Below are 21,231 nucleotides of genomic sequence, written 5' to 3' on the forward strand. Positions count from 1 at the left end.
AAGAAAGCTCTACAAACTCGATATTGTTTCCGCACCATCAGACTCCTTACCATGCCTATATAGTTAGGCTGCTAACGGAGTTCGAAGAGCAACATGCAAAGCAAAGTCGATGTCGCAGTGATGATTGGCAGCGGTGTGCCCGCCAGTTTGCGGGCCCGGGGCCAGAGTGTGTGCTGGGTGGTGCTGCTGAACGGCGAACGCCGGGGCACGGCATTTTCGACCCGTGATGAAGCGGAGGAGTGCAAGGCTGCCTGGGTTGCGCAATTGAGTGTCGAAACGCCAGACAGCCTGCATTGAGACGAGATCAGTGCAGCTGATGCATGCGCAGGTTCAGGTCGTCGACCACCCGCGCCCAGTCTGCGTCCTCACGCAGCTGTTCCTTGAGGAAACCAGCCTGCTGCGGGCTCCAGAATTGCGCATCGATGAGTTTTTTGTCACTGGGCAGTGGTGAGTGGCTGGCAATGAAATCGTCGATAGCTTTCTGGGTGGACTCCAGGCCGAGCTGGTCGAACAAACCTTTCAAGTCGTGGGTCGGTGATTCCATTTTCATCTCCTGGCAGGGGTGAACTGATTCGAAGTCTGAAATACAGCTTCTCTACTTCTGAGGAGGCCGCGCTTCCGGAGTTCGAAAATGCTATGCCATCCAATGTTCAAACGCAGCAATGAGCATAGACCGCAAACCTGATCCTCAGGCTTTCAATGCGTCGCCCTCGAGAAAGTTGCCCCGCAAATGAGCAACGCGGGTTCTGTTACCCATGCAACTCAAGCGCGCGGGCGAGGGCGCAGGCTTCGTTATGATCGACGCGGAAACCTCTTACATGCCCAGTGGAAGTTTCTCTGATATGAAAGAACGCATTGCCGGCCAATATCACCTGGAACCGGGGCGTTTTGGGGGAACAGGGGGGAAGTTCAGGGGACTGCAGCATCGGCGAAGCTGAAATTGACGAAGGTGCCAAGGATTGAGCAAAGTGTGTCAGTGTGCACATATGAAGTCCTTTTCGTTGTTTTTACCGACGTATGTACGTCTGTATGGGTAGTCTCGGCGAGCATGGCTGCTCTAGAATCACCCTCGCTGGTGGGGTGAAACCTGTTTATCTAAAGCAATTTTTGGCTTGCGATATGTCAGAAAAGTGCTTTTTTTTAAGTGTTTTTTCCCTGAAGTGAATAGTCCGTATTATCTGGCCGTAGGAAAGGCGTTTTCCTTCAACCTTTGACGACAGCCAGGCAAGCCGAGGCGAGCATCGTTCAGTAGTCTGCTCAAGCCTCGGGATGGATGAGTACTCTGCTCATTCAGGACCACGATTGGGGTTTATCCGGTTTCACTTTCGGCATTGCCGCCTTTTTCGGCTGTGCGCCTTTTATGCGTACGGCGTTATTTTTCAGATGTGGGGATGGTTCCTTGGCAGTAAGTAATCTCGATATGCATGCCTTGTTCGTGCTGGGTGATTTGCGCGCAAAGCTGGTCAAACTGTTTCAGTCACGTTTCGTCTACATCACCGAGCAGAACGCCGAAGGCATTTACGTCGCCGAACTCGATACGGAATCGGCGCTGGTGGTAGACGACAAACCAGGACTCAAGCTCAAGGTGGGCGACCATTTCAGCGCATCGGTCCTGCCCAGTCGCGAAGGCGGCAAGCTGGAAATCAAATTCCGTGAAATCAAACTGACGGTCTACGGCCTGGGCGACTACGCCTTCGTGACCACCGCCGACGGCGAAGCCATCGTCTTCAAGGAAGGCCACAGCGCAGTAACGGTGTTCGCTGCCCACCAGCAGTTGCAGGAAGGCCTGACCAAGACCCTCAAGGCCGTGACCGCCAAGGCCGCCAAGTGGCGCAAGGGCGAACTGGTGACGTTCAAGGCCAGCGAGTAATGAGCCTGCCCCGCGCCGATTTCCACCAACAGAACCAGGCCCACGCCGAGGCCGAGGCTCAGCGGTTGTTCGCGCAGAAAGCCGTTCTGCAGGGCGCCTGGCTGAATTGGGTGGCTTCGCAGCTCTATACCTTGCGTCCGGCGGAATACGCCAGCATGGTCAGGCGAGAGCTGATGCGTTTGCAGGAAAGCTGCGAAAACTGATCCGAATCCCTCGAAAGCAGGAACCTCTACTACAGTCAGTTGACTGAAGTTTCAGAGGCTTTGCGGTCTTCTGCCTGGCCATCCTGCTATTGCTGCGAACAGCACGAGGTGCAAAAGCATGAAAGGTTTTCGATGCTTGCTGGCTGCGATCCTGACCACTTTCGCTGTGTCGGCGTCACCCACTGCGGCGATGGCCGCTGAGACACCGGTCCATTTCGCAGACCTGAACTGGGAAAGCGGCAGCCTGATCACCGACATCCTGCGGACCATTGTCGAAAAGGGCTATGGCCTGCCGACCGACACCTTGCCGGGCACCACCATTACCCTGGAAACCGCCCTGGCCAACAATGACATCCAGGTCATTGGCGAAGAGTGGGCCGGTCGCAGCCCGGTGTGGGTCAAGGCTGAGGCCGAAGGCAAGGTCGTGAGCCTGGGCGATACGGTCAAGGGCGCGACGGAAGGCTGGTGGGTGCCGGAATACGTGATCAAGGGCGACCCGGCCAAGGGCATCAAGGCGATGGCGCCAGACCTGCGCAGTGTCAGTGACCTGCCCAAATACAAGGACGTGTTCAAGGACCCGGAAGCGCCGAACAAGGGGCGTTTCCTCAACAGTCCGATTGGCTGGACCTCGGAAGTGGTCAACAAGCAGAAGCTCAAGGCCTACGGACTGGACGACAGCTACGTGAACTTTCGCAGCGGTTCCGGGGCGGCGCTGGATGCCGAGATCAGCTCGTCGATTCGTCGCGGCAAACCGGTGCTGTTCTACTACTGGTCGCCCACGCCATTGCTTGGTCGCTTCAAACTGATCCAGCTTGAAGAGCCGCCGTTCAATGCCGAAGCCTGGAAGACCCTGACCGACGCCGATAACCCGAATCCACAACCCACCCGTTCGCTGCCCTCCAAGCTCTCCATTGGCGTGTCCACGCCGTTCCAGAAGCAGTATCCGCAGATCGCCGAGTTCTTCACCAAGGTCGATTTCCCCATCGATGATTTGAACAAGGCCCTGGCTGACATGAGCGAAAAACACACCCCGCCGCGCGAGGCTGCGCAAGCGTTCATGAAGAAACACCCGGATGTGTGGAAGGCCTGGGTGCCCAAGGATGTGGCGGATAAAGTATCTGCCGAGTTGAAGTGATGTAGTGAGGCTGATGCCGCCATCGCGAGCAGGTTCGCTCCCACAGGGGATCCATGAACACCACAGATCCAATGTGGGAGCGAGCCTGCTCGCGAAGCTCTTAGAATCTTGTCTGCACCGCCAACTCGAAAGTCCGCGGCGTACCCAGATAGTACGCCGGCGATACATGGGCGAACTCGGCATACACCTCGTTGGTCAGGTTGCGCACCCGACCGGTGAGGGTGGTATGTCGATCCACCTTGTAGCTGAGGAACGAGCCGAACAGCGTGTACGACGGCACGGTCATGGTGTTGGCGCTGTCGGCGTACACCGACGCCACGTAACGCGCGTCCACCCCTGCTTGCCATTGCGGCGTGAAGTCATAGGTCAGCCACAGGTTCCCGACCCGGTCCGGCACGTTGGTCGGCGTGTTGCCCTTGCGGGAAACCACTACACCTGCGGCATTTTTCTCGGTGAACTCATCGTATTGGGCATCGACCCAGGCGAAATTGCCTTCGACCAGCAGCCGCTCGGTGACCCGCAGTGAGCTGGCCACTTCGATGCCGTTGGACGTCTGCTGGCCCACCGGAATGCTCAGGGTCGGGTCCTGCGGGTCGGTCACCGCAAAGTCCTTGCGCTCGATGGTATACGCCGCCACCGTCGCCGAACCGCGACCGTCCAGATAATCGAACTTGCTGCCGATTTCCCACTGCTTGCCCGTGGACACATCGAAGTCCTGGGTGCCATTGGGTTGCTCGGCGGCGGTGCTGTACTGCGCGTAGACATTGGCCGAAGGCAGGACTTGCCAGGTCAGGCCGACCCGTCCGGTTACCGGTTCCCAACTGCGCTTGAGATGCCGCGGATTGCTGGCGGTCACGACGCGATGGTTGGTCACGTCCAGGTCGATGTCGTCATAACGCAGGCCGGTGAGTAGCGAAAGTGTGTCGGTCAGCGCCAGGCGGTTTTCGACAAACAAGGCCTTGGTGGTGACTTCGTTGGTCTTGTCGCTGATGAAACCTTGCCGCGTTCCCGGAATGTCGTAGAAGTGCCCTGGCTGATAATGGTTCGGATCGACAGTGCTGGCGCCCTTGACGTTCAACGGTGAGTTGGTGGTCTGGTTGACCTTGTACTCGAAACCGCCGGACCAGGTGGTCGCCAGCCCCAGCAGGGTGTTGTCGTGGCGCAGTTCGAACTGGTTGCCGTCCTGCTCGCCCTGATGCCGCACCTGATACGCCGTGGAGCGGTTCACCGCCGTGTTGTCGGCGTTGTACTGATAGGTTTCCAGGTTGCGGTAATCGCGCTGGCTGTCGAGGTGGTAAAGCATGTTGTGCAGAGTGGTGCTGTCGTTGATCCGGTAGTCGATGATCGAACGCACCCAGATCGTCCGCTGCTCGTAGCGGCCGTCCTCGACGTTGTAGTTGTTGAAGCGGTTGTGTTTGTCGATTTTAAGTTCGCCGGCCTTGGGGTTCAGGACCGGCGTGCCCCAGTAGGGACTGTCCTCGTGTTCGTCCTGATATTCCAGGGCCAGGGTGTGAGACAGATCCGGCGTCAGGTCACTGAGCAAAGAGAAAGCCATGCTCCACGCATCGCGCTCCTGGCGATCGATGTAGCCGTTGCCGGTGTTGTGGCTGACGTCGAGGCGGGCGTAGTGCTGCACGTCGGCGCTGGCGTCGCTCAAGGCGTGATTGACGCCGAAAGCGGTTTCGCCGGTGTCGTAGGTGCCGTAGCTGACCCGGCCTTCCAGCGCCTGTTCGTCACGGCTCGCCAGTTTGGTCACGTAGTTCAGGGAACCGCCCACGGAGCCGGCGCCATTGATCAGCGATGAGGGGCCGCCGACCAGCTCCACCCGGTCATAAATCCACGCATCCACCGGGCGCGCGAGGCCGCCGGAGACATTGACGCCGTTGAACATCTGGGTGATCTGGCTGCTGGTGAAACCGCGATACGAGACGAAGCCACCAAATCCCGGCGGTGCGCTGGCGTTGACCCCGGGCAGGGTATTGGCGGCGTCCTGGAAGTTCTGGGCACCGTGGCGCTCGATGTCGTTGCGGTTGGCGATGGCCACCGAGGCCGGGGTTTCCCGCACACTCAGGCCCAGTCGCGAGGCCATGTGGCTTGATTGATCAAGGTTGAGGCCGGGCTCGGCGTCTTGCTCGCCATCGATGGTGATGGGCGCGAGGTCGACGGTCGATTGCGCCCAGGCGTTAACGGACAGGCAGCCGAACAGGCTGGCCAATAAAGGGACGTGTTTCATCAATGAATCCTGAATTCCTGGTTAACAAGCAGCGCACAGGCAAACGCCTCGCGTGAACGAAGTGAGCTGATCGGTAAAGGCGAAGAGATTCAGGCGAGCGGCGGCGCGCGCGGATTGGCCGAAGGCCAGGTGAAGCGGGCAGGGAGGTCGGCATTGGCAATCGGTGCCAAGGGCGGGCTGTGTTGTTCGGGGAGGATCGCCAGGGTCAGGCTGGAGTTGAACGCCGGGCCCATGCCACCACTGGAGCACAACGGACAGCCGAATGCCTTGGAGAGTGTCGGCAGCTGGTCTTCGGAGGAGGGCTTCGACACCGGGGCCTGGGTCGCCGGGTCGATGGTACAGAACTGGCCACCGAGACCGTTGAGCTGCATTCCGACCATTTGCCCGTGACCGATGCTGCAGGCGAACACATTGAACAGAACGCAGCAGTAGAGCGTCCAGGCCAGCAGTGAGCGATCGGTACGGGTGAATTTCATGGGGCGGCACTTTACTCCTCCGCCGACCGGTCGTGCACGTCAAAAAATGCCGACTAGGATGATTTTGTCCAAATCTCTTTCAAGGATCTTCGACCATGACCTTTGCGTTGGCTCAATGGCTGGTGACGATGTTTGCAGTGATCAGTTTGGTACACGTGTATTGGGGGCTGGGTGGCGAATGGGCGACCGTGGCGGCCGTACCCCAGGTGCCGGTGGAGGGCAGCATACGGCTGGAACCGGCCTTCAAACCGCGAGGCTGGATCACCCTGGTGGTGGCCGCCGCCTTGCTGATGATCGCCCTGTTGGTGTGTTTGCGAGTCGGCTGGTGGGTGCCAGTGATCGGGCACTGGTCGCTGCAATGGCTGATCAGCGCAATCGCGATTCTGCTGTTCGCCCGGGCCATTGGCGATTCAGAGCTGGTGGGGTTTTTCAAGGAGATTAAAGAGTCCAGGTTTGCCCGGTGGGATACCTGGGTTTATTCGCCGTTGTGTGTGGTGCTGGGAGCTGGTTTGTTGGCGGTGGCCTGGGTTTGAGGCTGGCTGGCTTTCCGTTTTGGCTGGTCTATTGCCATCGCGGGCAAGCCCGCTCCCACAGGTATTGCGCAAACCCTGTGGGAGCGGGCTTGCCCGCGATGGGGCCAGTCCGATCAACACAAATTCGAATTCAAATGTCGCTTTCGGTCCGGCGGCTGCTGACCTCCGCCGGCACATCATCCCCGGCCATGCGTTTGCGGAACAGCGCAGCCCGCGCCAGCAGCAGGGTGGTCACCGGCACGGTGATCGCCAGCAAAATCGGAATCAGCCACGCATGCAGCACCGGCGCCGACTTGAGGGCCGAGAAGTAAATGATCGACGCCAACGCCACGCACCAGGCGCCCAACGTCGAGGCCAGCGCCGGTGGGTGCATGCGCTGGAAATAGTCCTTCATGCGCACCAGGCCAATGGCGCCGACCAGCGCAAACAGGCTGCCGAGCACCAGCAGGATCGCCACCGCGATTTCCACCCACATTGGCAATTCAACGGTCATTCGATCACCTCGCCACGCAGGAGGAATTTCGCCAGGGCAAACGAGCCGACGAAGCCGAACAGTGCGATCAGCAGCGCCGCCTCGAAGTAGGTATCACTGGCGTAGCGAATCCCCAGGGTCAGCATCATCAGCATGGCGACGATGTACAGGTAGTCCAGCGCCAGAACCCGGTCTTGGGCCGACGGGCCCTTGAACAGGCGGGTCAGGGTCAGGACCATCGCCACGGAAAACAGGAACAGACTCAATAAGATCGCATTCGACAGCAGGGCGCTCATTCGAATATCTCCATCAATGGGCGCTCGTACGTCGCCTTGAAGTGCTCGATGAACGGCGCTTCGTCATCATCCAGATCGAACACGTGCAGCAGCAGAATGCTGCGGTCCAGCGCCAGCTCCGACCAGACCGTACCGGGGACCACGGTGCAGATCATCGCCAGTGTTGCCAGGCCGTTGGCATCGCGCAGGTCCAGCGGCACCTTGATGAATCGCGAGCGCGGCGGGCGGCGGCCGGCATTGAGCACGCTCCAGGCCACGGCGAGGTTGGACGCCAGCACATCCCGACCCACCACCAGGAACAGGCGCACAATCACCCATGGGCGGCGAATGCGGATCGGCAGCGGGCGCAGCTTGCGCATCATCAGCGGCGCGCAGAAGCCCAGTATCGCGCCCAGCAGCAGGTTGCCGGGGCTGATCGAAAGGTTCAGCACCAGCCACAGCAACCACAGCGCCAGGGATAACCAGGGCGCGGGAAACAGGCGCTTCATGGTTGCACCTCCAGCAGCGCAGCATGGGCTTCGGGGTTCGGCACCGCCCGGGTACCGAGCACGGCCATCACGTATTGCTGCGGATTGTTCAGGGCGTCGGCGGCGGCCTGGGTATAGCGCAGCAGCGGTTCGGCCTTGAAGGTCAGGGCGATGCTCAGGCCCAGCAGGGCAAAGATCGGCACGCACTCAAGGCGGCGCAACAGCGGCGATGGCCTGTCGACAGGGGTCCAGAAGCGCTGGATGCCCAGGCGCGAAAAGGCCACCAGCGAGGTCAGGCCGGAGAGGATCAGCAACGCCAGCAAGGCCCAGGCGTTATTCGAGATCGGCGCGTCACCGTTGTTGCCAAGGCCCAGCGGATTGAGCAGGGCGCTGAGCAAGCCGAGCTTGCCGATGAATCCCGAGAGTGGCGGCATGCCGACGATCAGCAGCGTGCAGGCAATGAAGCTCAAGCCAAGGAACGCCATCGTCCAGGGAATCACCTGGCCCACCACCGCCTTCTGATCGTCGTCGAGGTTGACGCCCTTGACCAGCGGCAAGGATTCCTGTGGTCGCGGCAGTAGCTCGTTTTCATCCTCCAGCGGGATTTCATTGGCCGTGCGCGAACGTTCGATCAACTCGGCCAGCAGGAACAGCGCGCTCAGGGCCAGGGTCGAGCTGACCAGATAAAACAGCGCCGCGCCGATCAGGTTCGGCTGGGCGAAACCGATGGCCGACAGCAGAATCCCCGCCGATACCAGAATGCTCAGGCTGGCCATGCGTTCCAGGCGTTGCGCGGCGAGGATGGCCACGGCGGCGCAGATGATGGTTGCCATGCCGCCGTAGATCAGCCAGTCGCCACCGAAGTAAGCCGAGGCCCCGGCCTGGCCGGAGAACAGCAGGGTCCACAGGCGCAGGAAGGTATAGACGCCGACCTTGGTCATGATCGCGAACATCGCCGCCACCGGCGCGCTCGCCGAGGAGTACGCCGGCACCAGCCAGAAGTTCAGCGGCCACATCCCGGCCTTGGCCAGGAACGCCACCGCGAGAATGCCTGCGCCGGCGTGCAGCAGTCCGCGATCGGCCTCCGGCACCAGCGGGATTTTCAGCGCCAGGTCGGCCATGTTCAGGGTGCCGGTGACGCCGTAGATCAGCGCCGCGCCAATCAGGAACAGGGTCGAGGCCAACAGGTTGATCGAAATGTAATGCAGCCCCGACGACACCCGCGCCCGACCCGAGCCGTGCAGCATCAGGCCATAGGACGCGGCCAGCAGCACTTCGAAGAACACGAACAGGTTGAACAGGTCGGCGGTGAGGAACGCGCCATACAGGCCCATCAACTGAATCTGGAACAGCGCGTGGAAACTCGAACCGGCGCTATCCCAACGGGCCATGGCGAACAGCAGCGCGCTGACGCCGATGATCCCGGTCAGCACCAGCATCAGCGCCGAGAGACGATCGACCACCAGCACCAGTCCGAATGGCACCTGCCAGTTGCCCGGCAGGTACACGCCAATCGAACCGGGTACACCGGTGGTTTGCGTCCATTGCAGCAGCAACACCGAAATGCCCAGCCCCAGCAGGCTGGAGAACAGATTGATTTTGGCTTTGAGCGGCCGGTGTTTCTCACCCAGCATCAGCATGATGGCGGCGGTCAGCAGCGGCAGCAGGATCGGTGCCGCGATCAGGTGCGTCATCACATTCATTCCTTCGGCTCCCGGCCATCCACATGGTCGGTGCCGGTCAGTCCCCGGGACGCCAGCAGAACCACCAGGAACAGCGCGGTCATGGCGAAGCTGATGACGATCGCGGTCAACACCAGGGCTTGCGGCAGCGGGTCGGTGTAGTGCAGCAGATCCTGCGGCACGCCGTCCTTGATGATCGGCTCCTTGCCGATGAACAGGCTGCCCATGCTGAAGATGAACAGGTTGACCCCATAGGACAGCAGACACAGGCCCATGACCACCTGGAACGTCCGTGGCCGCAGGATCAACCAGACGCCGGACGCGGCCAGCACGCCGATGGCGATTGCGATGACTTCTTCCATCAGACGGTCTCCTTGATGGCGACGGGTTTGGGCTGGGCCGCCGTCTTGTGGCCCCGGACCGATTGGTGGGCGAGGGCGGTGAGGATCAGCAGCGTCGAACCGACCACCACCGCGTACACGCCGATGTCGAAGAACAGTGCGCTGGCCAGGTGAATGTCGCCCAGCAGCGGCAGGTCCAGATGCCAGGTGTGGGTGGTCAGGAATGGATAGCCGACCGCCATCGCGCCGAGCCCGGTGAAGGTGGCGAACAGCAGGCCGGTGCTCATCCAGCGCAGCGGTCGCAGGCTCATCTGCGCCTCGACCCATTGGGTGCCGGCGACCATGTATTGCAGGATGAACGCCACCGACATCACCAGCCCCGCGACGAAACCGCCACCCGGTTGGTTATGCCCGCGCATGAACAGGTAGAACGACACCACGAAGGCAATCGGCAACAGCAGGCGCACCAGCACCGCCGGGACCATCATGAAGCCCAGTGCGGTGTCGCTGGCGTGACGTGGGTTGACCAGATCGGTCACCACGTCGGGCGCGAGCAGGCGCTGCTGGGCGGGCAATTGCAGGCTTTCCTTCGGCGGGCGGAAACGTCGCAGCAGGGCGAACACGGTCAGGGCCACCGCCACCAGCACGGTGATTTCGCCGAGGGTGTCGAAGCCACGGAAGTCCACCAGCATCACGTTGACCACGTTGCTGCCACCGCCCTCGGGCAGGGCGCGGCTGAGGTAGAACGAGGAAATGTCGTTGGGCGTCTGCCGGGTCAGCATCGCGTAGGCCAGCAACGCCATGCCGACACCGACCACGGTCGACAGGAGCAGGTCGCGGATCCGCCGGATGCGTGCCTTGCGCAGGCTGCTGGGCAAGGGCGAAACCTCTTCGATCCGACGCGGCAGCCAGCGCAGGCCGAGCAGGATCAGCACCGTGGTCACCACTTCGACCACCAGCTGAGTCAGCGCCAGGTCCGGCGCCGAGAACCAGACGAAGGTGATGCAGGTCATCAGGCCGCAGACGCTGACCATGGTCAGGGCGGCGAGACGGTGGTACTTGGCTTGATACGCGGCGCCCAGGGCACAGGCGATCGCCAGCAGCCACAGGGTCACGAACACGATCGATCCCGGAATCTTCGGCCGATCGCCCCAGTGCAGGCTGCTGTGCAGCATCGGGATCAGGCCGGCCAGTACAGCAGCGAGCACCATCAGGAACAGCTGCGATTGCAGGCGCCGGGTGCTGATCCGCCGCTCCAGGCGCCGGGCCATACGCATCTTGATCACCAGTACACGCTCGAAAAAGCGCTTGCCGCTCAACCGGCCAATGAGCGGCGGATAACGGAAGCGCCCGCGCTTGAGCTGGTTGCGCAGCAACAGGTACAGCACGATGCCGCCGGACATGGCGATCAGGCTCATGATCATCGGCGCGTTCAGGCCGTGCCAGATGGCCAGGCTGTATTCCGGCAGCGTTCCGCCCACCACCGGCAGGGCAGCGGCGGCGAGCAGCGAGCCGACGACCTGCGCCGGGAAGATCCCCACCACCAGACAGGTGAACACCAGCAACTCGACCGGCGCCCGCATCCAGCGCGGCGGCTCGTGCGGGGTGTGAGGCAGGTCGGTGGCGGGCGGGCCGAAGAACACGTCGACGGTAAAGCGCAGGGAGTAGGCGACGCTGAAGGTGCCGGCGATGGTCGCCACGATCGGCAGGGTAGTCTCGATCCAGGCCGAGGCGTTGATGAACACGGTTTCGGCGAAGAACATTTCCTTCGACAGGAAGCCGTTGAGCAGCGGCACGCCGGCCATGGAGGCACTGGCGACCATGGCCAGGGTCGCGGTGAAGGGAATCAGTTTGACCAGGCCGCTGAGCTTGCGGATGTCCCGGGTGCCGCTTTCGTGGTCGATGATCCCGGCGGCCATGAACAGCGAGGCCTTGAAGGTGGCGTGGTTGAGGATGTGGAACACCGCCGCCACCGCCGCCAGCGGACTGTTGAGGCCCAGCAGCAGGGTGATCAGGCCCAGGTGGCTGATGGTCGAGTAGGCCAGCAGGCCCTTGAGGTCGTTCTGGAACATCGCGAAATAGGCACCGAGCAACAGGGTGCACGCCCCGGCGCCGCTGACGATGTAGAACCACTCTTCGCTGCCGGACAGCGAGGGCCATAGCCGGGCCAGCAGGAACACCCCGGCCTTGACCATGGTCGCCGAGTGCAGATACGCCGAGACCGGTGTCGGCGCGGCCATGGCGTGGGGCAGCCAGAAATGAAAGGGGAATTGCGCGCTTTTGCTCAGGGCGCCAATGAGAATCAGGGGTAGCAGGATGGGGTATAGGGCATGTGCGCGAATCAGATCGCCGGCGGCCAGGACCTTGTCCAGGTCATAGCTGCCGACCACATGGCCAAGCAGCATGACCCCCGCCAGCAGGCACAAACCGCCGGCCCCGGTGACCATCAGCGCCATGTAGGCGCCGCGGCGGGCATCGGCGCGGTGGTGCCAGTAGCCGATCAGCAGGAACGAGAAAAGGCTGGTCAGCTCCCAGAAAAACACGATCTGGATCAGGTTGCCGGAGATCACCAGCCCGAGCATGGCGCCCATGAACGCCAGGAAGAATGCGAAGAAACGCGGCACCGGATCGTCGGGCGACATGTAGTAGCGGGCGTACAGCGACACCAGCGTGCCGATGCCCATCACCAGCAGCGAGAACAGCCAGGCGAAGCCGTCCATGCGCAGGACGAAGTTCAAGCCCAGGCTCGGCAGCCAGAAGAATTCTTCGCGGATCACGCCGCCATGGGCGATTTGCGGGTACAGAAGGGCGACCTGGACAGTGCCGATCAGGGCAACCAGGCCAGCCAGGAGGGATTCGGCGTTACGTGCATTGTGTGGCAGCACCGCTGCCAGACAGCTGCCCAGGAAAGGCAGAAGCAGTAGAACTATCAAGGACATAGGCTTCTAATCTGCGGAAGTTTGTGAAGCATCATACGTGCCAGCTCCCGGATCACCAAACGCCAAGCTGTCGCAGAATCCTACAAAGTAGACGGAAAATCCTTGTTTAACATTGTTTCAAAGGTTTGAGTTAAGCAGGTCTGGCCCTTCGCGAGCAGGCTCGCTCCCACAGGGGAATGCATTTCAACTGTGGGAGCGAGCCTGCTCGCGAAAGCTAACTGTCTGACACAGCAGATATTGCGGCTTAACCTTGAGTCTCTTGCTCCAGCTCTTCCTCTGCCGCAACGCTCTTACCCTTGGTCTTCAACTCACTGACAATCACCGCCGCCACAATCATCCCGGCGCCCAGCAAGGCAATGGCTGGCAGGCGTTCCCCGGCGATCCGCCCGACAATCCCGGCCCACACCGGCTCGCCGGCATAGATCAGGGTTGCCCGGGTCGGCGAAACACTCTTCTGCGCCCAGTTCATCGCGACCTGAATCGCCGCACTCGCCGCGCCCAACCCCAGGGCGCTGCACAGCAGCAGCCAGGAAAAGTCCGGAATCCGCTCCTGGGTCGGCACCACCATCAGGAACGACAGCAGCGAGGTGACGGCCAACTGCACCACCGTCACCCGCTTCACATCGACCTGACCGGCAAAGGTGCTGATCAGGATGATCTCGGCGGCAATCGCGATGGCGCTGATCAGCGTGGCGATTTCACCGGGGCTGAAATGGAAGGACGCGCCGGCCGGTCCCGACAGCAGCATCAGGCCGGTAAACGCCAGCATGATCCCGATGCTCGGCATCAGCCCCGGGCGACGGCCCAGTACCAGCCATTGCAGCAACGGCACAAAGGGCACGTACAGCGCGGTGATAAACGCCGACTGGCTGCTGGGAATGCTCTGCAGGCCAACGGTCTGCAAGCCGTAGCCGAGCATGATCGCCACACCGATAAAGGACCCGGCCTTGAGTTCGAACAGGGTCAGTTCGCGCAGGCTGCGCCAGGAAAACACGGCGACGATGCTCGCGGCAGCGGCAAAGCGCAGGCCAACGAAGAGCATCGGCCCGCTGACGGTCATGGCATGCTGGACCAGCAAAAAGGTCCCGCCCCAGACCATGGTGATCAATACCAGTACGCACTCAGCCTTGCTGAGCCGCAGGAAACGGGAGGAAGCCTGAGGGGAGTTCACCGACGTCATGATCTTGCACACTATTTTAGGGGGACGCACAATGCGCCCGAAGTTGGGCAGTATACTGCCCAAGACCCTCAAGTGAGCAATATAGTGCACAAAGATTCCACGCAACGGGCTTCGGTCCTGCAGCACGTCAGCCAGAACGTTCGCCGCCTGCGCCATGCCGCGGACATGAGCCAGACTGCATTGGCGGAGAAATCCGGTGTCAGCCGCCGCATGCTGGTGGCCATCGAGGCCGGCGAAAAGAACGTCAGCCTGACCACCCTCGATCGCGTGGCCGAGGCACTGGACGTCGCCTTCAGTGATCTGATCCAGGCCCCCGACGTGCGCGACCATAGCCGCATCAACGAACTGGCGTGGGCCGGGACGATTCCCGGCAGCAAGGCAGTGTTGCTGGCCAAGGCCAACGCCAGTCGTGAGGTCGAGCTGTGGGAATGGCGCCTGGAACCGGGCGAGCATTACCCGTCGGAGCCGGATGCCGATGGCTGGAGCGAACAGTTCTACGTGTTCGAAGGTTGCCTGACCCTGATGGTCGGCGACGTACCCCATCACATCAACGCCGGCGAGTTCTTCATGTTCGCCAGCAACCAGCCGCATTCCTATCGCAACGAGGGGGCGGTGGCGGTGCGGTTTGTACGCAATGTGGTGATTTGAACTGTTGCCTGTTCAACAGCGGATCAACACATTGCTGCTTTAAAGCTGTAGGTGTTTCGTCAAATATTCGTTAACTACCTGAAAATTAACGAATTCATCTTCAGGCATGACTCCTGCAAAAGCTTCGAGAATTTTTCTGCAAGCTTTTGGAGTACCGCTTGATGGCCCGTGAAATTCGTCTCAACGCTTTTGACATGAACTGCGTCGGCCACCAGTCGCCCGGGCTGTGGGCGCACCCGCGGGATCGCTCCTGGCAATACAAGGACCTGGAGTACTGGACCGATCTGGCGAAAATCCTCGAGCGTGGCAAGTTCGACGGCCTGTTCATAGCCGATGTGCTGGGCATCTACGACGTTTACAACGGCAACGGGGAGGCCGCGATTCGCCAGGCGGCGCAGGTGCCGGTCAACGATCCACTGCAATTGATCCCGCCGATGGCGCTGGTCACCGAGCATCTGGGGTTTGGCCTGACCGCCTCGCTGTCATTCGAGCATCCCTATCCGTTCGCCCGGCGCCTGTCGACCCTGGATCACCTGACCAAGGGCCGCGCCGGCTGGAACATCGTCACCTCGTATCTGGAGAGCGGCGCGAAGAACCTCGGCCAGAAAACCCAGACCGAGCACGACGCCCGCTACGACTTCGCCGAGGAGTACCTGGAGGTTTGCTACAAGCTCTGGGAAGGCAGCTGGGAAGAGGGGGCCATCCTGCGCGATCGCGAGCGCCGGGTGTTCAGCGATCCGAGCAAGATTCACGAGATCCGGCATGCGGGCAAACACTTCCAGGTGCCCGGCATTCACCTGTGCGAGCCGTCACCGCAGCGAACCCCTGTGTTGTATCAGGCCGGGGCTTCGAGCCGTGGCAAGCAGTTTGCCGCCGAACATGCCGAGTGCGTGTTCGTCGCCGCGCCTTCGAAAGTGTTGCTGAAGAAAACGGTCGCCGACATCCGCCGCCGAGCCGCCGAAGCCGGGCGCGACCCGAGGAAGGTCCTGATCTTCAACCTGCAAACGGTGATCCTCGGCGAGACCGACGCCAAGGCCAAGGCCAAGTTCGAGGAATACAAAACCTGGGTCAGCTATGAAGGCGCCATGGCGTTGATTTCCGGCTGGACCGGCATCGATTTCAGCCAGTTCAAACCGGATGAGCCGCTCAAGCATGTGCACACCAATGCCATCCAGTCGGCGGTAGAGGCGTTTTCCACGGCGGACCCGAACAAGGTCTGGACCCCGAACGAACTGGCGGACTGGGTGGGGATCGGCGGGTTTGGCCCGTTGTTCGTCGGCAGCCCGGAAACCGTCGCCGATCTGCTGCAGGAGTGGGTGGAGGAGACCGATGTGGACGGCTTCAACCTGGCCTATGCGCTGACCCACGAAACCTTCATTGATGCCGTTGAGTTGCTGGTGCCGGAGTTGCAGAAGCGCGGGGTGTACAAGACCGAATATGCACCGGGCACCTTGCGTGAGAAGTTGTTCGGCGAAGGGGCGCGGCTGCCGCTGGTGCATCCGGGCAGTGGTTATCGTGATCTTGGGGCGTTGCGGCAGCAGCAGGAGAAGAAGGTGGTATTGGCCTAACCGTCGGAGTACACCACTAATCCCTGTGGGAGCGAGCCTGCTCGCGAAGAGGCCGGCACATCCGGCATTGATGTTGCCTGACACCCCGCCTTCGCGAGCAGGCTCGCTCCCACAGAAATGTTGTCAACCCGCAGATGATCTTCCTTGGCTGCCGTCTGTGTCACATCCTACTTTGGTACTGCCGGCTGACCATTCCACGGCTTTGGCGCCTATTATCGTCCTGGCAGCAACGAGGCGTTGTTGGCCCGGGACGAATTGCATGACTTCTATTTGGAACCAGTGAGAACGGCATGAGTGAAATTCAACACGGACAGGCGACGGACGCCGTCCGTCACGCGGACATCCTGATCGTCGGCGGCGGCCTCAGCGGCACGATGCTGGCTGCGCAACTGCTGCGCCTGCCGGGCAGCCGCCGGGTGCTGGTGATCGAACCCCGCGCGGAACTGGGCCGGGGTGAAGCCTACAGCGCCGTGGAACTGGGTCATACGCTCAACGGCAATGCGGCGCGCATGAGCGTCGATCCGGACAATGCCGACGACCTGACCCAATGGCTGACCGACTACATCGCCGGCGGAGGCTGGCCGGAATCGGATGAGCAGCATGTGCCGGTCAGCGAACTGTTTCCGCCCCGGGGGATTTTTGGCCTGTACGTTCAGCAGCGTCTGGCCGAGGCGCAGGCGGTGGGCGCGTTGCACGGATCGACCGTGGAACATGTGCAGGCCGAAGTGGTGGACCTGCAAAGCGATGCCGATGCGGTGCGGCTGACCTTGAGCGATGGTCAGCGCTTGCAGGGCGCTTTCGCGGTGTTGGCAACCGGGATGTTTCCCGCCGCGCGCACGCCGCAAACCCAATCCAGTGGCCTCAACGCGGCGGCGCTCGACCCTTGGGATGTGGCCGCCATGCGCCAGCTCGATCCGCAGTCGACGGTGCTGATCATCGGATCAGGCCTGACCATGGTCGATGCCGTGGTGTCGCTGGAGCAGGCCGGGCATCGCGGGCCGATCGAAGTGTTTTCCCGCCACGGCCTGCTGCCTCACGTGCGGCGGCAACCTCCGGCCTGGCCGGACTTCCTCGCCGAAGACCAGAACATCCGCACACCGCGACAATTGGTTCGCGAACTGCGCCGGCATTGTCGTGAGGCCATCGCCCAAAACATTGACTGGCAGGCACCACTGGACACGGTACGGGCGCATATCGGGCGCTTGTGGAGCCAGGCCACCGATGTGCAACGCCGGCAGTTCGTGCGGCATGTGCGGCCATGGTGGGAGAGCCATCACCACCGCTCGCCACCCTTGAGCGCCGAACTGGTGGCGCGTTTGCACGGGGAAGGGCGGCTGCGCATTCAGGCGGCATCGTTCAAGGGGCTTGAGCCTTCGACGGACGGTGGGGTCAGTATCCGCATCCGCCGCCGTGGTGAGGCGCAAACCTGCGTTGTCAGCGGCGCGGCGCTGATCAACTCCAGCGGTATCGAATACGACTGGCGCCGGGTGGCGCGTCCTTTGCCGCAACAGTTGCTGGCGCGCGGGCTGATCAAGCCGGGGCCGCTGGCGCTGGGGATTTCCGCGCAGGTGGATGGCGCGGTGCTGGACGCCGAAGGCCAGGCCGCCTCGCGGTTGTTCGCCATGGGGCCGCCGTTGCGTGGCATGTGGTGGGAGAGTACCGCGGTGACCGATGTGGCCAGTCAGGCCAAGGCCCTCGCGGCCCGTTTGGCCAGCGCACACAACCTGTAGGAGCGAGCTTGCTCGCGATGGAATCAAGAGCGCACGCGGGGTGCCAGACAGTCAACGTTATCGTTAACGTCCATCGCGAGCTTGCTCGCTCCTACACAGGGATTGCAGTGTCCGCACATACAGAAAACCCCGGGGAGACCTGATCCACCCGGGGTTTTCTGTTTCAAGCAGCCCAAGGCCGTTGATCAGTAGCGTTGATACTTGGAGCCAAACTCCGGACGGTTTTCCGCGACGTAGAGTTTTGCTTTCTGGGCATCCTGATGCTCGATGCCGACCGTGTTCACATTGACCGTGGCGGGTTGGCCGACGGTGGTGGCTGCAACGACTGCCTGGGTAGCGTGCGGGGCTGCGATGGCCGACGTGGCGCCAAGGACCGAAAGGGCGAAGCCGATACCGATGATGCTTTTCATGATGTTGCTCCAGAGCGTGGTGAGAAGATGGGCTCACTTTAGGGCCGCAGCGCCTGGATGAAAAAACACCCTTGGGAATAGTTGTTATCGAGGACAGTGATCGCTTGCGGATCCAATTCGATCACCTGTGGCTGTGCAGGAGCGGTGTAGGAGCTGTGTAGGAGCTGTGTAGGAGCTGTGTAGGAGCTGTCGAGTGCAACGAGGCTGCGATCTTTTGATCTTAAAAAAAGCAAGATCAAAAGATCGCAGCCTGCGGCAGCTCCTACAGGAAGCAGCCGAAATCAGTACCGCTGATATTTCGAACCGAACTCGGCACGGTTTTCCGCCACGGTCACACCGCCGCGCTCATGCTGCTCTTGCAGGCGATCGGAGCCACCTTCGGCCACTCGATTCTGGATCAAGCGATCGGAACCACCTTCGGCTACACGATTCTGGATCAAGCGGTCAGAGCCACCTTCCGCCACGCGTTCACGCAGTTCCTGCAAACGATCGGCACCGCCTTCAGCGACGCGATTCTGTTGCAGGCGATCCGAGCCGCCTTCGGCCAGCAAGGCCTGGATCGAGCCGGGGGTCGCAACGACCTGGGTGTTGGCCGAGGCCAGGTTCGACAGGCCAAGACCGCCCACCAGTGCCAGACCGAGGGCCAGGGACGAAACTTTCGAGAAGTTGAACATGGTTGAATCTCCGTGCGCTTAAGTGTGAGTGGTCAGTAGCTCGTGCTAGCTGGTGGTCACAGTTAAACGCCCGGGTGTATCGCGGGTGTGTGCCTGAATGGCGTGAAATCGGCTGTTGCGTATCTGTCGCGGCTTTTAATACACAGAGATACAAATCCCTTCACGCCTGTTCGTCGAGCATCTCCACCGGGTAGGAGAAAACGTAGCCTTCGCTGCGAACCGTCTTGATGTAGCTCGCTTCCCGGGAGTCATCCTTCAGGCGTTGGCGCAGGCGGCTCACCAGCAGGTCGATGGAGCGGTCGTACAGGTCGGCGTCGCGGCCCTGGGTCAGGTTGAGCAACTGATCGCGGCTGAGCACCCGTTGCGGATGATCGAGAAATACCCGCAGCAGCCGGTATTCGGCGCCGCTGAGCGCTACCAGGGTTCCGTCCTCGTCCACCAGGTGGCGGGCCGTGGTGTCCAGGCGCCAGCGGCCGAAGGCCAGCAGGCGACCGCTTTCGGTGACCAGTAAATTGGGTGGCAGCATACGTGTGCGTCGCAGTACAGCATTGATCCGCGCCAGCAGTTCCCGGGCGGCGAAGGGTTTGGTCAGGTAGTCGTCGGCACCCATTTCCAGGCCCAGGATGCGGTCGGTTTCGTCATCGCGCGCGGTGAGCATCAGGATCGGCGTGGCTTTGTGCTTGCCTGAACGCAATTCGCGGCACAGCACCAGGCCATCGTCGCCGGGCAACATGATGTCCAGCACGATCAGGTCGACCTGGTTGGCTTCCAGAAAGCTGCGCATTTGCCGGCCATCGGCAACCACGGTGGTGCGCAGGCCGTTCTTTTTCAGGTAATTGCCGACGAGTTCGCGAATTTCGCGGTCATCGTCGACGATCAGGATGTGATTGACGTGGTCCATGGGTCGATCCCTTGTAATTGTTGTAGCGCCTCTCTGTAGGAGCGAGCAAGCTCGCTCCTACAGAAGCAGCAAACTGTCAGGCAACTACTCGATAACACGGCACATACGCCGCGCCACCCGGCAGTTTCATCCGGTGCTGGGCGACGAAGGCTTTGAGCAGTTGATCCAGCGGTTGCATGATCGCCGCGTCGCCACGGATCTGGTAAGGCCCGTGTTGTTCGATCAGGCGGATGCCCTTGTCCTTGACGTTGCCGGCGACGATGCCGGAGAACGCGCGGCGCAGGTTGGCGGCCAGTTCGTGAGGTGGCAGGTCGCGGCTCAGTTTCAGGTTGGCCATGTTTTCGTGGGTCGGGTCGAACGGGCGCTGGAAGCCCTCGTCGATTTTCAGCAGCCAGTTGAAATGGAACGCGTCGTTGCGCTCACGGCGGAACTGTTTGACCGCCTTGAGGCCGGCGGTCATGTGCCGGGCGACTTCCGCCGGGTCGTCGATGATGATCTGGTAATGCTGCTTGGCGGCGTCACCCAGGGTTGCACCGACGAACGCGTCGAGTTGCTCCAGGTACGGTGCGGCGTGTTTCGGCCCGGTGAGCACGACCGGGAAGGGCAGGCCCTGGTTGTCCGGGTGCATCAGGATGCCCAGCAGATAGAGGAATTCTTCCGCGGTACCGGCGCCGCCCGGGAAGATGATGATGCCGTGGCCGACGCGGACGAAGGCTTCCAGGCGTTTTTCGATGTCCGGCAGGATCACCAGTTCGTTGACGATCGGGTTCGGTGCCTCGGCAGCGATGATCCCGGGCTCGGTCAGGCCCAGGTAGCGGCCGCCGTGGATGCGCTGCTTGGCGTGGGCGATGGTGGCGCCTTTCATCGGGCCTTTCATCACGCCGGGACCGCAACCGGTGCACACGTCGAGGCTGCGCAGGCCCAGTTCGTGGCCGACTTTCTTGGTGTATTTGTATTCTTCGGTGTTGATCGAGTGGCCACCCCAGCACACGACGATTTTCGGTTCGACGCCGGGACGCAGGGTGCGGGCGTTGCGCAGCAGGTGGAAGACGTAGTCGCTGATGCCCTGGGAGGTGCTCAGGTCGATGCGTTGGCTGTCGAGTTCGTTTTCGGTGTAGACGATGTCGCGCAGGGCGCTGAAGAGCATTTCACGGGTGCTGGCGATCATTTCGCCGTCGACGAAAGCGTCGGCCGGGGCGTTCAGCAGTTCCAGGCGTACGCCGCGGTCTTGTTGGTGAATGCGGATTTCGAAGTCCTTGTAGGCTTCGAGGATGGTCTTGGCGTTATCGACGTGGGCGCCGGTGTTGAGGATGGCCAGGGCGCATTGGCGGAAGATGTCGTAGGTACTGCCGGATCCGGCTTCGCTCAGTTGCTGGACTTCCCGTTGCGAGAGTGTTTCCAGGCTGCCTTTCGGGCTGACCGAAGCGTTGATTACTTGTCGTTGGGTCATTCAAAGATCCTTAAAACGATGCC

At 61.6% G+C, this 21,231-nt stretch carries 22 protein-coding genes; 8 read left to right on the forward strand and 14 right to left on the reverse strand.

Going from position 1 to position 21,231, the window contains the following annotated elements; translation table 11 throughout:
* Positions 1-93 precede the first annotated feature (93 nt).
* On the forward strand, positions 94-297 hold the full coding sequence (locus tag ABTV29_RS11550) for a hypothetical protein (protein ID WP_433770289.1): 204 nt from the start codon (positions 94-96) through the stop codon (positions 295-297).
* Positions 298-304: 7 nt separating this feature from the next.
* On the opposite strand, the gene ABTV29_RS11555 is transcribed toward ABTV29_RS11550, so the two are convergent.
* Complete coding sequence (locus ABTV29_RS11555; RefSeq protein ID WP_433770291.1) at positions 305-544, reverse strand: DUF2789 domain-containing protein; 240 nt, start codon at positions 542-544, stop codon at positions 305-307.
* Between the two features lie 876 nt (positions 545-1,420).
* Between ABTV29_RS11555 and ABTV29_RS11560 the strand changes: the two genes are divergently transcribed.
* From ABTV29_RS11560 to ABTV29_RS11570, 3 genes are all read left to right on the forward strand, one after another.
* On the forward strand, positions 1,421-1,870 hold the full coding sequence (locus ABTV29_RS11560; RefSeq protein ID WP_433771841.1) for a hypothetical protein: 450 nt from the start codon (positions 1,421-1,423) through the stop codon (positions 1,868-1,870).
* Complete coding sequence (locus tag ABTV29_RS11565) at positions 1,870-2,073, forward strand: hypothetical protein (RefSeq protein WP_433770293.1); 204 nt, start codon at positions 1,870-1,872, stop codon at positions 2,071-2,073. Before ABTV29_RS11560 ends, ABTV29_RS11565 begins: the two co-directional genes overlap by 1 nt.
* A gap of 118 nt (positions 2,074-2,191) precedes the next feature.
* Positions 2,192-3,208 (forward strand): ABC transporter substrate-binding protein, encoded by a 1,017-nt coding sequence (locus ABTV29_RS11570; RefSeq protein ID WP_433770296.1) that lies wholly within the window; start codon positions 2,192-2,194, stop codon positions 3,206-3,208.
* A 100-nt stretch (positions 3,209-3,308) separates the two neighbouring features.
* On the opposite strand, the gene ABTV29_RS11575 is transcribed toward ABTV29_RS11570, so the two are convergent.
* Both ABTV29_RS11575 and ABTV29_RS11580 read right to left on the reverse strand, forming a co-directional pair.
* Complete coding sequence (locus tag ABTV29_RS11575; RefSeq protein ID WP_433770298.1) at positions 3,309-5,441, reverse strand: TonB-dependent receptor; 2,133 nt, start codon at positions 5,439-5,441, stop codon at positions 3,309-3,311.
* A gap of 89 nt (positions 5,442-5,530) precedes the next feature.
* A complete protein-coding gene (locus ABTV29_RS11580) occupies positions 5,531-5,917 on the reverse strand; it encodes a DUF2946 domain-containing protein (RefSeq protein WP_433770300.1) in 387 nt (128 codons plus the stop codon).
* Between the two features lie 95 nt (positions 5,918-6,012).
* On the opposite strand from ABTV29_RS11580, the gene ABTV29_RS11585 reads away from it, so the two are divergent.
* Positions 6,013-6,450, forward strand: a complete 438-nt coding sequence (locus tag ABTV29_RS11585; protein ID WP_433770302.1) for a DUF3995 domain-containing protein — start codon at positions 6,013-6,015, stop codon at positions 6,448-6,450.
* Between the two features lie 130 nt (positions 6,451-6,580).
* On the opposite strand, the gene ABTV29_RS11590 is transcribed toward ABTV29_RS11585, so the two are convergent.
* The 7 genes from ABTV29_RS11590 to ABTV29_RS11620 all read right to left on the reverse strand — a co-directional run bounded on the left by ABTV29_RS11590 (position 6,581) and on the right by ABTV29_RS11620 (position 13,917).
* On the reverse strand, positions 6,581-6,943 hold the full coding sequence (locus tag ABTV29_RS11590) for a Na+/H+ antiporter subunit G (RefSeq protein WP_433770304.1): 363 nt from the start codon (positions 6,941-6,943) through the stop codon (positions 6,581-6,583).
* Positions 6,940-7,218, reverse strand: coding sequence for a K+/H+ antiporter subunit F (locus ABTV29_RS11595; protein ID WP_433770306.1), 279 nt, complete (start codon positions 7,216-7,218; stop codon positions 6,940-6,942). Before ABTV29_RS11595 ends, ABTV29_RS11590 begins: the two co-directional genes overlap by 4 nt.
* On the reverse strand, positions 7,215-7,706 hold the full coding sequence (locus ABTV29_RS11600; RefSeq protein WP_433770307.1) for a Na+/H+ antiporter subunit E: 492 nt from the start codon (positions 7,704-7,706) through the stop codon (positions 7,215-7,217). Before ABTV29_RS11600 ends, ABTV29_RS11595 begins: the two co-directional genes overlap by 4 nt.
* On the reverse strand, positions 7,703-9,388 hold the full coding sequence (locus tag ABTV29_RS11605; protein ID WP_433770309.1) for a monovalent cation/H+ antiporter subunit D: 1,686 nt from the start codon (positions 9,386-9,388) through the stop codon (positions 7,703-7,705). The genes ABTV29_RS11600 and ABTV29_RS11605 overlap by 4 nt, the downstream gene beginning before the upstream one ends.
* On the reverse strand, positions 9,385-9,729 hold the full coding sequence (locus ABTV29_RS11610; RefSeq protein WP_007986256.1) for a Na+/H+ antiporter subunit C: 345 nt from the start codon (positions 9,727-9,729) through the stop codon (positions 9,385-9,387). Before ABTV29_RS11610 ends, ABTV29_RS11605 begins: the two co-directional genes overlap by 4 nt.
* Positions 9,729-12,647, reverse strand: coding sequence for a monovalent cation/H+ antiporter subunit A (locus ABTV29_RS11615; RefSeq protein WP_433770313.1), 2,919 nt, complete (start codon positions 12,645-12,647; stop codon positions 9,729-9,731). The genes ABTV29_RS11610 and ABTV29_RS11615 overlap by 1 nt, the downstream gene beginning before the upstream one ends.
* A 244-nt stretch (positions 12,648-12,891) precedes the next feature.
* Complete coding sequence (locus tag ABTV29_RS11620) at positions 12,892-13,917, reverse strand: DMT family transporter (RefSeq protein WP_433770315.1); 1,026 nt, start codon at positions 13,915-13,917, stop codon at positions 12,892-12,894.
* Between ABTV29_RS11620 and ABTV29_RS11625 the strand changes: the two genes are divergently transcribed.
* The 3 genes from ABTV29_RS11625 (at position 13,912) to ABTV29_RS11635 (ending at position 17,773) form a co-directional block, all read left to right on the forward strand.
* Positions 13,912-14,475 carry a helix-turn-helix domain-containing protein gene (locus ABTV29_RS11625; protein ID WP_433770317.1) on the forward strand — a complete coding sequence of 188 codons (564 nt, stop codon included), beginning with the start codon at positions 13,912-13,914 and terminating at the stop codon, positions 14,473-14,475. The genes ABTV29_RS11620 and ABTV29_RS11625 overlap by 6 nt on opposite strands.
* Before the next feature lie 161 nt (positions 14,476-14,636).
* Entirely contained in the window at positions 14,637-16,043 is a 1,407-nt protein-coding gene (locus ABTV29_RS11630; protein ID WP_433770319.1) for an LLM class flavin-dependent oxidoreductase, read from the forward strand.
* 290 nt (positions 16,044-16,333) lie between these two features.
* Entirely contained in the window at positions 16,334-17,773 is a 1,440-nt protein-coding gene (locus ABTV29_RS11635) for an FAD/NAD(P)-binding protein (protein WP_433770321.1), read from the forward strand.
* Positions 17,774-17,958: 185 nt separating this feature from the next.
* Here ABTV29_RS11635 and ABTV29_RS11640 read toward each other — a convergent pair whose 3' ends face one another.
* The 4 genes from ABTV29_RS11640 to ppnN all read right to left on the reverse strand — a co-directional run bounded on the left by ABTV29_RS11640 (position 17,959) and on the right by ppnN (position 21,208).
* Positions 17,959-18,183, reverse strand: coding sequence for a hypothetical protein (locus ABTV29_RS11640; protein WP_433770324.1), 225 nt, complete (start codon positions 18,181-18,183; stop codon positions 17,959-17,961).
* 281 nt (positions 18,184-18,464) lie between these two features.
* A complete protein-coding gene (locus ABTV29_RS11645; protein WP_433770326.1) occupies positions 18,465-18,857 on the reverse strand; it encodes a hypothetical protein in 393 nt (130 codons plus the stop codon).
* Between the two features lie 160 nt (positions 18,858-19,017).
* Positions 19,018-19,758 (reverse strand): response regulator, encoded by a 741-nt coding sequence (locus ABTV29_RS11650; RefSeq protein ID WP_433770329.1) that lies wholly within the window; start codon positions 19,756-19,758, stop codon positions 19,018-19,020.
* A gap of 76 nt (positions 19,759-19,834) precedes the next feature.
* On the reverse strand, positions 19,835-21,208 hold the full coding sequence (gene ppnN / locus ABTV29_RS11655; RefSeq protein WP_433770332.1) for a nucleotide 5'-monophosphate nucleosidase PpnN: 1,374 nt from the start codon (positions 21,206-21,208) through the stop codon (positions 19,835-19,837).
* Positions 21,209-21,231 lie beyond the last annotated feature (23 nt).

The sequence above is a fragment of the Pseudomonas putida genome, from assembly GCF_050989985.1.
Taxonomy (GTDB): Bacteria; Pseudomonadota; Gammaproteobacteria; order Pseudomonadales; family Pseudomonadaceae; genus Aquipseudomonas; species Aquipseudomonas putida_AI.

Bases quoted from the DNA above. Each gene is read 5' to 3' on its own strand.
- ABTV29_RS11550 (WP_433770289.1), top strand. From the start codon at position 94: ATGCAAAGCAAAGTCGATGTCGCAGTGATGATTGGCAGCGGTGTGCCC.
- ABTV29_RS11555 (WP_433770291.1), bottom strand. From the start codon at position 544: ATGGAATCACCGACCCACGACTTGAAAGGTTTGTTCGACCAGCTCGGC.
- ABTV29_RS11560 (WP_433771841.1), top strand. From the start codon at position 1,421: ATGCATGCCTTGTTCGTGCTGGGTGATTTGCGCGCAAAGCTGGTCAAA.
- ABTV29_RS11565 (WP_433770293.1), top strand. From the start codon at position 1,870: ATGAGCCTGCCCCGCGCCGATTTCCACCAACAGAACCAGGCCCACGCC.
- ABTV29_RS11570 (WP_433770296.1), top strand. From the start codon at position 2,192: ATGAAAGGTTTTCGATGCTTGCTGGCTGCGATCCTGACCACTTTCGCT.
- ABTV29_RS11575 (WP_433770298.1), bottom strand. From the start codon at position 5,441: ATGAAACACGTCCCTTTATTGGCCAGCCTGTTCGGCTGCCTGTCCGTT.
- ABTV29_RS11580 (WP_433770300.1), bottom strand. From the start codon at position 5,917: ATGAAATTCACCCGTACCGATCGCTCACTGCTGGCCTGGACGCTCTAC.
- ABTV29_RS11585 (WP_433770302.1), top strand. From the start codon at position 6,013: ATGACCTTTGCGTTGGCTCAATGGCTGGTGACGATGTTTGCAGTGATC.
- ABTV29_RS11590 (WP_433770304.1), bottom strand. From the start codon at position 6,943: ATGACCGTTGAATTGCCAATGTGGGTGGAAATCGCGGTGGCGATCCTG.
- ABTV29_RS11595 (WP_433770306.1), bottom strand. From the start codon at position 7,218: ATGAGCGCCCTGCTGTCGAATGCGATCTTATTGAGTCTGTTCCTGTTT.
- ABTV29_RS11600 (WP_433770307.1), bottom strand. From the start codon at position 7,706: ATGAAGCGCCTGTTTCCCGCGCCCTGGTTATCCCTGGCGCTGTGGTTG.
- ABTV29_RS11605 (WP_433770309.1), bottom strand. From the start codon at position 9,388: ATGAATGTGATGACGCACCTGATCGCGGCACCGATCCTGCTGCCGCTG.
- ABTV29_RS11610 (WP_007986256.1), bottom strand. From the start codon at position 9,729: ATGGAAGAAGTCATCGCAATCGCCATCGGCGTGCTGGCCGCGTCCGGC.
- ABTV29_RS11615 (WP_433770313.1), bottom strand. From the start codon at position 12,647: ATGTCCTTGATAGTTCTACTGCTTCTGCCTTTCCTGGGCAGCTGTCTG.
- ABTV29_RS11630 (WP_433770319.1), top strand. From the start codon at position 14,637: ATGGCCCGTGAAATTCGTCTCAACGCTTTTGACATGAACTGCGTCGGC.
- ABTV29_RS11635 (WP_433770321.1), top strand. From the start codon at position 16,334: ATGAGTGAAATTCAACACGGACAGGCGACGGACGCCGTCCGTCACGCG.
- ABTV29_RS11640 (WP_433770324.1), bottom strand. From the start codon at position 18,183: ATGAAAAGCATCATCGGTATCGGCTTCGCCCTTTCGGTCCTTGGCGCC.
- ABTV29_RS11645 (WP_433770326.1), bottom strand. From the start codon at position 18,857: ATGTTCAACTTCTCGAAAGTTTCGTCCCTGGCCCTCGGTCTGGCACTG.
- ABTV29_RS11650 (WP_433770329.1), bottom strand. From the start codon at position 19,758: ATGGACCACGTCAATCACATCCTGATCGTCGACGATGACCGCGAAATT.
- ppnN (WP_433770332.1), bottom strand. From the start codon at position 21,208: ATGACCCAACGACAAGTAATCAACGCTTCGGTCAGCCCGAAAGGCAGC.